At 43.4% G+C, this 13525-nt stretch carries 14 protein-coding genes; 8 read left to right on the forward strand and 6 right to left on the reverse strand.

The features are described 5' to 3' along the window. The first annotated feature begins 115 nt into the window (after positions 1–115). The 6 genes from ppsA (at position 116) to ACPEGP_RS04465 (ending at position 5595) form a co-directional block, all read left to right on the forward strand. On the forward strand, positions 116–2500 hold the full coding sequence (gene ppsA, locus ACPEGP_RS04440) for a phosphoenolpyruvate synthase (RefSeq protein ID WP_191692359.1): 2385 nt from the start codon (positions 116–118) through the stop codon (positions 2498–2500). Between the two features lie 153 nt (positions 2501–2653). Further along, a complete protein-coding gene (locus ACPEGP_RS04445; protein ID WP_423814062.1) occupies positions 2654–3640 on the forward strand; it encodes an RDD family protein in 987 nt (328 codons plus the stop codon). Positions 3641–3939: 299 nt separating this feature from the next. Continuing rightward, complete coding sequence (gene rpsF / locus ACPEGP_RS04450) at positions 3940–4338, forward strand: 30S ribosomal protein S6 (protein ID WP_068404828.1); 399 nt, start codon at positions 3940–3942, stop codon at positions 4336–4338. 16 nt (positions 4339–4354) lie between these two features. Next, entirely contained in the window at positions 4355–4582 is a 228-nt protein-coding gene (gene rpsR, locus ACPEGP_RS04455) for a 30S ribosomal protein S18 (RefSeq protein WP_068404827.1), read from the forward strand. A 25-nt stretch (positions 4583–4607) separates the two neighbouring features. Next, a complete protein-coding gene (rplI, locus tag ACPEGP_RS04460) occupies positions 4608–5117 on the forward strand; it encodes a 50S ribosomal protein L9 (RefSeq protein ID WP_068404825.1) in 510 nt (169 codons plus the stop codon). Positions 5118–5370: 253 nt separating this feature from the next. Further along, positions 5371–5595 (forward strand): hypothetical protein, encoded by a 225-nt coding sequence (locus ACPEGP_RS04465; protein WP_423814063.1) that lies wholly within the window; start codon positions 5371–5373, stop codon positions 5593–5595. Positions 5596–5655: 60 nt separating this feature from the next. Here ACPEGP_RS04465 and ACPEGP_RS04470 read toward each other — a convergent pair whose 3' ends face one another. The 3 genes from ACPEGP_RS04470 to cobT are packed head-to-tail and all read right to left on the reverse strand — an operon-like array spanning position 5656 to position 8232. After that, positions 5656–6252 (reverse strand): histidine phosphatase family protein, encoded by a 597-nt coding sequence (locus ACPEGP_RS04470; RefSeq protein ID WP_423814064.1) that lies wholly within the window; start codon positions 6250–6252, stop codon positions 5656–5658. A 37-nt stretch (positions 6253–6289) separates the two neighbouring features. Next, positions 6290–7165 carry an adenosylcobinamide-GDP ribazoletransferase gene (gene cobS, locus ACPEGP_RS04475; protein ID WP_423814065.1) on the reverse strand — a complete coding sequence of 292 codons (876 nt, stop codon included), beginning with the start codon at positions 7163–7165 and terminating at the stop codon, positions 6290–6292. Then, positions 7165–8232 carry a nicotinate-nucleotide--dimethylbenzimidazole phosphoribosyltransferase gene (gene cobT, locus ACPEGP_RS04480; protein WP_423814066.1) on the reverse strand — a complete coding sequence of 356 codons (1068 nt, stop codon included), beginning with the start codon at positions 8230–8232 and terminating at the stop codon, positions 7165–7167. The genes cobS and cobT overlap by 1 nt, the downstream gene beginning before the upstream one ends. A gap of 234 nt (positions 8233–8466) precedes the next feature. Here cobT and ACPEGP_RS04485 point away from each other — a divergent pair, with 234 nt between their 5' ends. Beyond that, complete coding sequence (locus tag ACPEGP_RS04485; RefSeq protein ID WP_068405516.1) at positions 8467–9819, forward strand: GntP family permease; 1353 nt, start codon at positions 8467–8469, stop codon at positions 9817–9819. Between the two features lie 82 nt (positions 9820–9901). Then, a complete protein-coding gene (locus tag ACPEGP_RS04490) occupies positions 9902–11047 on the forward strand; it encodes a glycerate kinase (protein ID WP_423814067.1) in 1146 nt (381 codons plus the stop codon). An 85-nt stretch (positions 11048–11132) separates the two neighbouring features. Here ACPEGP_RS04490 and ACPEGP_RS04495 read toward each other — a convergent pair whose 3' ends face one another. From ACPEGP_RS04495 to ACPEGP_RS04505, 3 genes are all read right to left on the reverse strand, one after another. Next, complete coding sequence (locus ACPEGP_RS04495) at positions 11133–11555, reverse strand: tetratricopeptide repeat protein (RefSeq protein WP_191692141.1); 423 nt, start codon at positions 11553–11555, stop codon at positions 11133–11135. A 149-nt stretch (positions 11556–11704) separates the two neighbouring features. Next, positions 11705–12043, reverse strand: a complete 339-nt coding sequence (locus ACPEGP_RS04500) for a RidA family protein (RefSeq protein WP_068405525.1) — start codon at positions 12041–12043, stop codon at positions 11705–11707. A 101-nt stretch (positions 12044–12144) separates the two neighbouring features. Beyond that, the gene (locus tag ACPEGP_RS04505; RefSeq protein WP_423814068.1) at positions 12145–13392 is read right to left on the reverse strand and encodes an NAD(P)/FAD-dependent oxidoreductase; all 1248 of its coding nucleotides are present in this window, start codon (positions 13390–13392) and stop codon (positions 12145–12147) included. Positions 13393–13525: the final 133 nt, after the last annotated feature.

Genomic DNA, 13525 nt, shown 5'->3' on the forward strand with positions numbered 1-13525 from the left:
ACAATTTGTATATTTTTGACGATTTATTTGGTTCTAGGTATCGAAATTATCCAAATATAGGGGTATAATCGACCGTTATAATCTTTACTAAATAACCTTATTTTCTGGAGTTATCATGGCAGCGCAATCTACAGCACTTGTAATCAATCTTGATCAGCTAGGAAAAGATGACATTGAGATGGTTGGCGGCAAGAATGCCTCGCTTGGCGAGATGATCAGCCATTTATCTGATTTGGGTGTCAGCGTTCCAGGTGGCTTTGCGACCACTTCAAATGCGTTCAATCGCTTTTTGACAGAAACAGGCTTACTCGACAAAATCAACAACGAGCTTAAAACCCTTGATGTGAATGATGTTAATAAGCTTGCTGAGACTGGTAAAAAAATCCGTACTTGGATTATTGAGCAAGAGCTGCCAAGCGACCTTGAGCAAGAAGTGCGCCAGTCGTTTGAAACCATGAGTGGCGGCGAAGACATCGCGGTTGCGGTACGTTCTTCTGCCACGGCTGAAGATTTGCCAGATGCGTCATTTGCCGGTCAGCAAGAAACTTTCTTGAACATTCGCGGCATTGATAACGTCCTGATTGCTATTAAAGAAGTATTCGCCTCTTTATATAATGACCGCGCGATTTCTTATCGTGTGCATAAAGGTTTTGAGCACGAAGGCGTTGCCCTATCTGCTGCTGTACAGCGCATGGTACGTTCAGAAACTGGCGCTGCTGGCGTGATGTTCACCCTAGATACCGAAAGTGGCTTTGATCAAGTGGTCTTTATCACCTCAAGCTACGGACTAGGTGAAATGGTTGTGCAAGGTGCAGTCAACCCTGACGAATTCTACATCTCCAAAAAATTGCTTGAAAATGGCAAGCCTGCGGTCATTCGCCGTAATCTAGGCAGCAAACATAAGAAAATGATTTATGGTGATGAAGGTAGCACCACTAAGTCTGTCAAAACCGTCGATGTCGAAAAACAAGACCGCATGCAGTTCTCTTTAACCACTGAAGAGCTAAACTCACTTGCCAAACAAGCCATGACTATTGAAAAGCATTATGGTCAAGCGATGGATATCGAGTGGGCAAAAGACGGCGACAGCGGTGAAATCTTTATCGTCCAAGCACGTCCAGAAACCGTTAAGAGCCGCCAAGACAGCAATGTCATGGAGCGTTATATCATCAATACTGGCGATGCTAAAATCCTATGTGAAGGTCGTTCAATCGGTCAACGCATCGGCGCTGGTAAAGTACGTATCGTTAGCAATTTAAACGAGATGGACAAAGTTCAAGACGGCGACGTCTTAGTATCAGACATGACCGATCCGGATTGGGAGCCCGTCATGAAGCGTGCTTCTGCGATTATCACCAACCGTGGTGGTCGTACTTGTCACGCGGCTATTATTGCTCGTGAGCTTGGCGTTCCAGCTATCGTTGGCTGTGGTAATGCCACTGAATTATTGGTTGATGGTCAAGACGTCACTGTTTCTTGTGCTGAAGGTGATACTGGCTTTATCTATGAAGGTCAGATTGATTTTGAAGTACAGACCAACTCTGTTGAATCTATGCCAGAGCTTGCATTCAAAGTCATGATGAACGTGGGTAACCCAGATCGTGCCTTCTCATTTACCCAAATGCCAAACGAAGGTATCGGTCTTGCGCGTTTAGAGTTCATCATCAACCGTATGATTGGTGTGCATCCAAAAGCGCTACTGAACATGAACAGCTTGCCACGTGAAATCGCCCAAGCGATCAATGAGCGTATCGCCGGTTATGCCTCACCAGTCGATTTCTATGTCGATAAATTGGTCGAAGGTATCTCAACCCTAGCCGTTGCCTTTATGGATCAGCCAGTTATCGTGCGTATGTCTGATTTTAAATCAAACGAATATGCCAACTTGCTCGGCGGTAAATTATACGAGCCATCAGAAGAAAACCCAATGCTAGGTTTCCGCGGTGCCAGTCGCTATGTGTCTGACAACTTCCGTGACTGCTTCGAGCTTGAGTGTAAAGCACTAAAACGCGTCCGTGATGAGATGGGCTTGACCAACGTTGAGATTATGATTCCATTCGTTCGTACCGTTGGCGAAGCAAAAGAGGTCATCGAGCTACTCGCGAAAAACGGTCTAAAACGTGGCGAAAATGGTCTGCGCGTCATCATGATGTGTGAGCTACCAACCAACGCGCTATTAGCAGAAGATTTCCTAGAGCACTTCGATGGTTTCTCAATCGGTTCAAACGACTTGACTCAGTTAACGCTAGGTCTTGACCGTGACTCAGGTATCGTCTCACATCTATTTGATGAGCGTGATCCCGCGGTTAAGAAGCTATTATCTATGGCGATTGAAGCTTGTAACAAAGCAGGCAAATACATTGGTATTTGCGGTCAAGGTCCATCAGATCATCCAGATCTTGCGTTTTGGCTCATGGAACAAGGCATCAACTCAGTGTCACTAAACCCTGACTCAGTGCTAGATACTTGGTTCTTCTTAGCTGGTGAAGAAACGAAATAAGACGTAACGATACGTCACAGCGTTAATTGACAGAGTCATTTAATATACTGCCATTAGGGTCTATTTGATTTTTTCAAATAGACCCTAATATAATGTATTAGCGAAAGTGGCTTGAAAAAGTGACTTAAGATATGACTAACTATGTAGGCAATTATGCAGATTTTCCTTGCTCGAAATAACGTACAAGCGGGTCCATACACGTTGGATCAGCTCAATATTATGCTCGCCTCAGGTGAAGTAGTATTAGATGATTTGATGTGGCATGAAGGCCTAGATCAGTGGCAGCGTGTTGGTAATTTAACCAATAATCAGACTTATTATCGTCCTGCCCCTATAGTGTCGGCAGATCATAATGACTCTATTATCAATAACGTCACTATCTTCCCAGAAGATTCTGCTAGTAGCACCTCTAAAGATGACAAAGCGGTATCGCTAGACAGATTGTATGGTAAGCCTGAACGCCCAGCAGAGAACGCTAAAAATACCAAGCTGGACATGACCACCAATCGTCAATATACACCCAATAAAAACGTGTCATTGAATAAGTCTGGTACAGTCAAAGCCGCCTCGCCTAAAGATAAAGTCGTCGGTAATGTCGTCCTTGCGCCGATTATGTCGCGGGTGTTAGCGACCGCAATCAATGGTTTGCTCTATGTATTAGCAATTTTACCGCTGGTCATGGCATTAACCAAAATGGATGTGGACTATACCAAATTTCAAAACATCCAAGATATGGATGCCGCGTATCAGTATTCCATGACCTTGATGGAAAGTATTCCTAGCAGCACTTTGATGATGTCACAAGTGATGGTGTTTGGTTTGTTTGCGCTGCAGCTGGTATTTATTACCTTGCGGGGACAATCACTTGGTAAGCTGATTACCGGTATTCGCGTCGTTGACCAAACCACCCACCGCTTGCCTTCTTTTAGCAAGCTTATTGGCATGCGTACGCTACTACTGTTTATTATTTATAACTTATTATTCTCATTTACTAGCTTTTTAGGTTTTGTGGTTATTATTGTTCATTATTATATGGCCTCAAAAAGTCCTGAAAACATCGGTTGGCATGATAAACTGGCTAAAACCTTAGTAGTGAAAGCCGATAATAGCCAATTGGTCAAACAACCAAAAGTAAAATAATGGGTTTATAAGTTTATGATAAAAACGATTGTTATAAATATCATAAGGTTATATGAAAAAGTGGCGTTTATACGCTGCTTTTTTATTGAAGGATTTATATTTACGTCTTTTATTATTTATTGACAGACGCTCAGTCATTAACCTTTGTGTTAAAGGCTGAGTACTGTTATAATACGGCGCTTTATAAACTAAGCTTATCCCCTATTGTTTTTGCAAAATTCGATAAGATTTGGGCTTACCTTATAAATCTCCTTGCTATTAACATAGGGTTAATAGCTACTAATCCGTAAGGAGTCATAATGCGACATTACGAACTGGTGTTACTTGTACACCCAGACCAAAGCGACCAAGTGGTCGGCATGGTTGAACGCTATATCAAGTTGGTTCAAGACAACGGCGGTACGATCCATCGTCTAGAAGATTGGGGTCGTCGTCAATTGGCTTACCCAATTAACAAAATTCACAAAGCTCACTACGTTCTTTTCAACGTTGAAACTGACGGTGAGACTTTGGCTGAACTTGAAGAATTATTCCGTTATAACGACGCGATCATTCGTAGTCTAGTTATGCGCCGTGACGAAGCTGTCACTGAAGAGTCGCAGTTAGCCAAGAATGCCGATGAAAAACGCGCACGCAAAGCAACGACTCGTCGTCCAGACAATCGTGAAAACGACGACAACGACAACAGTGAAGACTAATTAAAGGAGAATACTCATGGCACGTTTCTATCGCCGTCGCAAATTCTGCCGTTTCACTGCTGAAGGCATCACTCACATCGATTATAAAGATGTTGAATTGCTAAAACAGTACATCAGTGACAATGGTAAAATCGTACCAAGCCGCATCACCGGTACATCTACTAAATATCAGCGTCAGCTAGCCACTGCTATCAAGCAAGCTCGCTATCTTGCGCTACTTCCGTATACTGACAACCATCAGTAATTTAACCGTTAACTAGGAATGACTCATGCAAATTATTTTGTTACAGCGTATCGTCAACCTTGGTAAACTCGGTGAAACTGTCGATGTGAAACCAGGTTACGGACGTAACTTTCTTATCCCTCAGGGCAAAGCACTACCTGCAACTAAAGCAAACATTGAAAAGTTCGAAGCACGCCGTGCTGAACTTGAAGCTGAAGAAGCAAAAGAAGTAGCGGTTGCTCAAGAACGTGCTGACGCATTAACGGACGTTAATGTTATCATGCGCGCTAAATCAGGTGACGAAGGCAAGCTATTTGGCTCTATCGGTACTCGCGATATCGCTGAAGCATTGACTAACTCAGGTCTAGAAGTTGACCGTGCTGAAATCAAGCTACCTGAAGGCACACTACGTCAAGTGGGCGAATACAATGTTGATATTCAACTACACCATGACGTAACTGCTAGCATCTTAGTAACCATTCTTTCTGAAGATGGCGACAACGAAGATGCCGCTGAAGAAGTTGAAGACGACAACGAAGATTACTCAGAAGAGTAATATTTGATAGTAGTGTAAACTTACTACCCGTCTAAGAAAGCCAGCAACGTCATGTTGCTGGCTTTTTTTATTTCTAAAATTTGCTAAATGCTATCTCATTAATACTTACAATAGTATTGTGTAGCAATAACTGGTAATAAAACACCTGTATAACCTATACCTAATAATAAAATACTGCTTATAAAGTCGTCTTCAATAATATCGGACCTATTGCTATCCTAGCTGTATTTAGTCATAGATAAAATGGGACGATATGATAAACACTGATGACAAATTAATATGCATCCAAGGTAACGAGTTTTATAAAGAAGGTGAAACCTACAGGGTCGGTAGAATTGTGAATGATAAGTATTTTCAGATATTGACTGGCGACAACTCTGACCATTGGTATGCAACATTAGACGACGAAGGTATTTATGTTAGCTTTGATTCTATGAGCCCTAAAGACAATAAAGCATGGTTTGATAAGATAGATTAGAGGTTTTTATTGCTATATTGATGAAAGATAAACGATTATAAAAATTAGATAGAAAAATTATTACTCAAAAAGCTGGCTGTTATAAACAGTCAGCTTTTTTGGTTGAAAAACTAGTTTACGGCATTGTAAATAATTTACTGCTTGTGGCCAATCAGCCGCTATTTTTGGCGCCTCTTGCCAAGCGGCAATCATACTGGCAGCATTTATCCAGCCCGCATGACCGACTGCTAATACTGGTTTTTGACCCCTATTTTGCGCAGCCATCTCATTTAACCAGTTTTCCACACGATTAAACAACTGCTGTAAACTCTCGCCGCCCTTAGGGGCAAAATCTGCAAAATGATCACACCAATCATCAATCTGTTGTTTAGGAATTTGCGCCCAAGGCCTGCCATCCCAGCCGCCAAAATCAATCTCTGCCAGCTCAGGGGCGACATGATATTGAAAGCCATGCGGCGCCAATATTTCTCCGACTTTTAGCGAGCGCTGTAGTGGGCTGACCCAAATCACTTTTGGCAATTGATGAAAACGCACGAAGCGCTGTATTTTATTAGCAAGGCGTTTAATTTTGCGTTTATCGACACTGATATCAGTCTGTCCGATACAAAAGCCATTAGCCGCAATGGGCTTTGGATGGCGCCAAATATACAAAACCATTCGCTATCATTATCCTTTCTAAATAGTACGCTTAACATTAAATAAAAGGGTTCGAGGCAGCAAGTCCGATATAAATAGCGATTTCACTTAACTGCTGCGTGGCGCCTAACCCATCACCGGTATAACCATCTAAACGTCTGCGCAACAAGCGCCGCATATAATCCGTCGCTACGATGCCTAGTAATAAAGCCAATGACCATTGCCAAATACCAATTTGTTGCACGGCATTTGGCAATAGGAGCACGACCAGCACGCCCGCTAGTATGAGCCAACCACTGCTCCATAGTCCTTGTAATGGCGTCAGCTGCTGCGCCATCGGTTTGGCTTTAGCATGCTCAATCTCACCGCCGTAAGGCAATAGCGCCAGTAAACTAATACATAATAAGCGTGAGAGCGTATGTCCAATAATCAGCGCCACGATAGCCACTGATAAAGACATAGACGCCAATAAGCTGATTTTGATAAGTAACGCCAAGACCAATCCTAGTACACCATAAGTCCCTAAGCGCGAATCCTTCATAATGGTTAAAGTACGCGCGCGAGTCAGACCACCACCTAGACCATCACAGCTATCCGCAAGTCCATCTTCATGAAAAGCGCCAGTGAGCCTAATTCCAAAGGCCGTACTTATCACTGCCGCCACCAAAGGCGTAAATAAAAGGCTGCCTAGCCAAAATACGCTCGCGCAAAGTAGCCCAACCAGCAAACCTACCCCAGGAAAATGACGGCTGCTCTGGTGCAACCACTGCGGATTGTAATTGGCAAATTGCGGTACGGGCAGACGCGTTAAAAACTGTACTGCTACTAACAATAAACGCCATTCATGTTTTATAAATTGGCCAACGCTGGGTTTAGACGGAGAGTGGGATAATGAATCTGGTTGATGCGATGGCTTTTTTGATAATTGTGACATTAGCTGTTCTGTCCACTGATACCAGCATCATTAAAACTTGCCATCTCATTGATAACCGCACAAGCCGACTGTAATAATGGATACGCCAGCGCCGCGCCACTACCCTCACCTAAGCGCATACCCATATTGAGTAATGGCTCAGCATTGAGCAGTTTTAATAAATGCGTATGTCCCGGCTCGACCGAATGATGAGCAAAGACAGCATATTGAGCAACACCCGGCGCTAAGCGCTCAGCCGCCAACAACGCGCTACTGGCAATAAAACCGTCGATAAGAAGAATACGGCGCTCACTGGCGGCTTGCATCAGCGCCCCTGCCATCATCGCAATCTCAAGCCCGCCTAATGCCGCAAGTATGTCGAATGGCGTTTGCGCTTCACTGTGCCGCACTAATACTTGGGTTAAAATACTTGCCTTGTGCTTTAATCCTGCATCGTCGAGACCAGTGCCGCGACCGATACACTCGTCAAGCGGTATATCGCCCAGTCTTGCCAGTAATAAACTGGCGGCGGATGTGTTACCAATTCCCATTTCACCGACAATCAATAGATTGCCCGCCATATTCTTGACTACGTCTATACCATTTTCTAATGCGGCTAAGCACTCTTCTGCTGTCATGGCAGGTTCTGTTAACGCGTCGCGGCTTCCATGACGCACTTTATAATCGAGCAGTTGCGTGTGATCTTTAAAAGGAGAATGGGCAAAGTCAGTATCGACACCAGCATCGACCACTTTTAGCTCAATATCATGCTGACGCGCTAAAACATTGATAGCTGCACCGCCTTGCAAAAAGTTATATACCATCTGCGCCGTCACCGCGCTAGGATATGCTGAGGTACCATGCTTGGTTAGGCCATGGTCGGCAGCAAATACCCGAATTTGCGGTTGCTCAATATGCGGCGTGGTCGTACCTTGAATCAATCCCAACTGTACCGCGAGCGTCTCCAAGCGTCCAAGGGCGCCAAGCGGCTTAGTCTTTTGATCCATGATTTGCTGCAATTGCTGACGCAGCTCGTGATTTTCTATATTTGCAATCGTTGGTGCTATAAATGTGTTCAAGCAAACCACCCTCGTATTTATACAATTAAAACAAAACCCACATACTAGCAGAGTATCTCAGCTTTACCACGAATAAAATCAAATGAGAGCCGAATAGACTCCCTAGTAGGATAGATTTACGATAGAATATGCACCTTTAAAAATTCATATCACTATTGATGTTAAGCTAGACGCCAAACTCACTAAATGCTGTGTGAGTTGCATTAATAGCGATAAGAGATTAACAACTATATAGAGACAGTAATGATCGTATTTTGGCTGCTGCTGACCATTCTTTTTATCATTTTCGCCACTGCGAAGTTAAAATGGCATCCTTTTTTAGTATTAATACTATCTGCCTTTCTGGTCGCACTTTTCTACCAAGTACCGCTTAATACGGTCGCAAAAACTATCTCTGATGGCTTTGGCGGTATCTTAGGATATATCGGGTTGGTGATTGTGTTTGGAACCATTATTGGCCTAATCCTTGAGAAAACGGGTGCCGCCATCGTGATGGCAGAAACCGTCATTAAAGTTTTGGGACCGCGTTTCCCTACTTTGACCATGTCTATCGTTGGTGCTGTCGTATCTGTACCCGTGTTCTGCGACTCAGGCTATATTATTTTAAACTCGTTAAAAGAGTCTTTGGCTGAGCGTTTAAAAGTTTCGAGCGTGGCAATGAGTGTCGCATTAGCGACTGGCTTATATGCCACTCATACCTTTGTGCCGCCAACACCCGGTCCAATTGCAGCAGCGGGCAACTTGGGTCTTGAGTCAAACTTGGGCTTGGTCATCATGGTCGGTGTTGTCGTCACCACCGTTGCGGTACTTGCTGGTTGGCTGTGGTCAAATCGCTTCCTTGACGCCACGCCTGACAATATTGATGCCCTTGACGCAGTCGCCGTACCAGATAATATGAAGACTCGTGACGACTACAGCAAACTGCCATCAGCGACTATGGCATTTTTACCTATTATCGTGCCCATTGTATTGATTTGCTTATCGTCTATTGCCAATTTACCCAGCACACCATTTGGTAGCGGCATACTAACCGATATTCTCATATTTATTGGCAACCCATTAACCGCCCTATTAATTGGTTTGTTTTTATCATTCTTACTGATTAATACTGACCAAAAAACACAGCAGATTAGTGACAGCATCTCACAAGGCTTGGTAGTCGCAGCGCCTATTCTTTTAATTACTGGTGCTGGTGGCGCGTTTGGCGCTATGCTAAAAGTTACGCCAATCGGTGATTATTTGGGTACTACGTTATCTGCCCTAGGGCTTGGTATTTTTATGCCATTTATCGTTTCTGCGGCGCTCAAAACAGCACAAGGTTCAACCACTGTTGCTTTGGTCACTACTTCGGCGATGGTCGCTCCATTATTAGGTCAAATAGGTCTTGATAGTGAGCTTGGTCGCGTATTTTGTGTGATGGCGATTGGTGCAGGCGCGATGACTGTCTCGCATGCTAATGACAGCTTCTTTTGGATTGTTAGCCAGTTTAGTCGTATGAGTGTGGCGCAGGCTTACAAAGCCCATTCTATGGCGACAGGTATTCAAGGCGTGACCAGCATCATCTTTATTTGGCTATTGACCTTGGTATTTATCTAGCGCCTTAAGTAAATTATTGAAAGTCAATTTTTAAAATTTAAGTAATTAAAAAAGACTCAAAGAAACATTTAAAGAGAAAGTCATGAAAATTTTAATCGCCCCTGACTCGTTTAAAGAAAGTGTAGAAGCACTGGATGTCTGCCACGCTATTCAATCTGGCTTCAGCCAAGTGTTTCCTGACGCTGACTATAAACTGCTACCGATGGCAGATGGCGGCGAAGGGACTTCTGCAGTGTTGTCTTATGTGTTAGGTGGACGCTGGAAAGAAGTGCGTGTCCATGACCCTTTAATGCGACCAATTAACGCAAAATATTTATTACTCCCTGATGCAACTGCGGTCATTGAAGTCGCTCAAGCTTGTGGCTTACATCTATTGACGGTAGCAGAGCGTAATCCTGTCATTGCTAGCAGCTATGGCGTCGGCGAATTGATTGAGGATGCTCTAAATGAAGGCGTCAAGCGGATTATCATTGGTCTTGGTGGCAGTGCTACCAATGATGCAGGACTTGGTATGTTAACGGCGCTTGGTATGACGTTTCATGATAGTAATGACAACATCTTAGCCCAAGGCGGCGGCGCACTTGCTAACTTGCAACGATTGGATGCGACCAGCTTTCATGCAAGCGTCTTAAACACGGTGTTTGAAGTGGCTTGTGATGTCACCAATCCGTTATGTGGTGAATTGGGTGCCAGTGCCATATTTGGTCCTCAAAAAGGCGCTAGCCCGCAGCAAGTCCATGAGCTAGATAAATCGTTAACGCATTTTGTAAATGTGTGCGGGCAGCATGGCTATCAAGGCCATCAAGAGGTAGCAGGTGCCGGTGCAGCAGGTGGACTGGGCTATGCGTTAATGAGCTTTTGCCAAGCGGAGTTAAAGTCAGGTTTTGATACAGTGGCAAAAGTGGCCAATTTATCACAGCATATCGCCGAGGCAGACTTGGTCATCACTGGTGAAGGCAAGCTTGATGCTCAGTCTGCTATGGGCAAAGTGGCAGGTGGTATTAGCCAAATTGCTAAATTGAGTCATACCCCCGTGATTGCTATTTGCGGCAGTGTTGATGGGCTAAAATCCGCTCAGACTAGCCAGTTTGACGTCATTGTGCCCAGTATCCAAAAGCTAGATTCCCTCGATAATGTCTTTAAAAACGCTTATAACAATATTGAAATTACCGCTACTAATATTGCCGCAGCGATAAAATTGGGTCAACGCCTAAAACAGTATTTATAGAACTATATTATAGATGCTTAATTGGTAAGCTCGCTTTTTGTATCATAAAAAATGCTTTTCTCAATAACCAATAGCTTTAACAAAGCTACTCTGCCAACAACTTCGCCAACAATTCATTTATTTCGACTTTAAACTCTTTATCTTCGATTTTATTGGCGCTGATTTTAGCGTTTTGTAGACTTTTGATCGCAGCATCGGTTTGGCCCAATTCGATTTGCAGCTCAGCCATCGAAAAAGCAATCGATGCTAAATGGTCTTTTGAATTAATCGCTGCGGCTTTATCTAATGCTTTTTGATATATAACCAGCGCTTCATCCAAATCCTCGGTAAAGTCAGCCAAGGTTTCCCACTGTTCAGGATGGTCTTTATCGCTTTTTTCATTTTCATTACACAAATCTTTTAGCTGCGCATATAGCGCATCAAAGGTTTTTTGATCGTTCTTACTGTCCGCTTCTAGCAGCTTTTCTGCTAACACATAGATGGATTTATATATTTTGGTATTAATCATGATGGGTTACCCTGTTGGTTGCGCGTTATAGGCGTTGAATGATGTTGATTATAGACTAATTTATAACAATAGCTCATAGAAAAGGGCGTGATAGCAATCACACCCTTTTATTTTATCTGGCTTTCAACCTAAACAAGTAAAATAAGCAATTATTCAGCAGCGATAACGGTAATCTCGACCAATAACTCAGGACGAGCCAATGCTGATTCACCGCATGCACGCGCTGGTGGCTGGACGCCTTCAAACCATTTATCCCACACCTCATTCATTGCGGCAAAGTCTGACATACTTTTTAGCCAGACGGTTGCGGATAGCAGCTTTGATTTGTCACTACCAACTTCTTGCAGCAGTTTTTCGACTTTCTCTAAGCATGTCAAGGTTTGGGCTTTGATATCCTCTTCGCTATTACCCACTTGACCGGACAGATAAATGGTTTGGTTATGAATCACAATCTGACTCATACGTTGGTTACTATGCAGCTTTTGCATGAATTATTATCCTTAATTTTTAATGTTTCAGTTCTTTCAAATACCTGAACTGTCAAATATATAAACAGTTCAGATTTTTTTAAACAGTGCTTAGCTAGGAGTTAGCGAGAAAAACGCTCAGCGCTAAAGGGTTTAATATCAACCAATAATGGCTTGTCATGAATCATCTCCTCTACCAGACGACCAGTCATGGGTCCTAAGGTAAAACCCTGATGGCTATGACCAAAGGCAAACCATAATTTGTCGTGCTGCGGCGCAGGACCGATGACTGGCTTCATATCTGGCATGCAAGGACGTGAGCCCGCCCACGCTTCACTCTCGACGGCATCTTCTAGCGGCAGAATTTTGCGCGCAAGTTTTAATACGGTATTTAATTGACCAAAATTCTTTGGCGCATTCATGGTGGTCATCTCAGCACCGGTAGTGATACGGATACCTTGCTGCATCGGACCCATCACAAAACCCTTATCCATATCAAACATACTATGGTTGATGGTGTTTTTTTCCGTGACTTTAAAATGCTGATGATAGCCACGCATTGGGAACAGCGGCAAATCATAACCAAGCGGTTTGATTAAATCGTTAGACCAAGGCCCAGCAGCAATGACCAATTTTTCACTATAAAAAGTGTCGTTGTCGGTAATAATTTTCCAGCCATCTGCTTCTTGGACGATTTCATTGACACCGCTTTCTTTGATGGTACCACCCATTTCTTGAAAGTTTTTTGCGTATGATTTCACCAATAAGCTCGGGTTTGACACTTGCCAAGAGTTTAGCCAATGAATCGCGCCAACGAACTCATCAAAATTGGCGCTTGGTTCCATCGCTTTTAATTCGTCAAGCGTCAAGACATTGTGCTCAACGCCCTGATCACGGTCTTTGATTGCAGCATCAATAGCTGCTTTAAACGTCTCTTCAGAGCGATGCAACTGTAACCAGCCTTTGCGGCTAATCAAATATTCAGCGCCAGACGCTTCAATCATGGTTTGGTGTTCACTGGTGCAATGTTCAATCAGTGTCTGCCACTCCGCTTCGATTTTTTTAATTGAAGCTGGCGTCGAGTATTTCCAATACTGCAATAACGCTTGATGATAGCGCAAAATCGCTGGGATTCGATAGCGAATATCAGTGCCTTGGTTTGGCAATACGCGTATCATTTCAGTCAGCTGGCGTGGAAACGGATGAGTATGAATCGCCTCGCGCTGAATCAAACCAGCATTGCCATATGAAGTCTCAGAGCCCGGTAGTTTTTTGTCCAATAGTAAAACTTTGGCGTTATTTTTTTGTAAATGCCAAGCCGCTGAGGTGCCGACCATACCTGCACCGATAACGATCACTTCGTAGCGCATAACACGTCCTTTTTTAAGATTTTAATACAGAATATCAAGGTTGAGAAATAACAAATAAGGGAGTAATAGTAACGCATTGCGCATCAGATTAAACCCTTATCATAGAAATATTTTTGCTATTTAATACTTTTGG

This window comes from Psychrobacter sp. 219-2-C (assembly GCF_049560815.1).
GTDB classification, from domain to species: domain Bacteria; phylum Pseudomonadota; class Gammaproteobacteria; order Pseudomonadales; family Moraxellaceae; genus Psychrobacter; species Psychrobacter faecalis.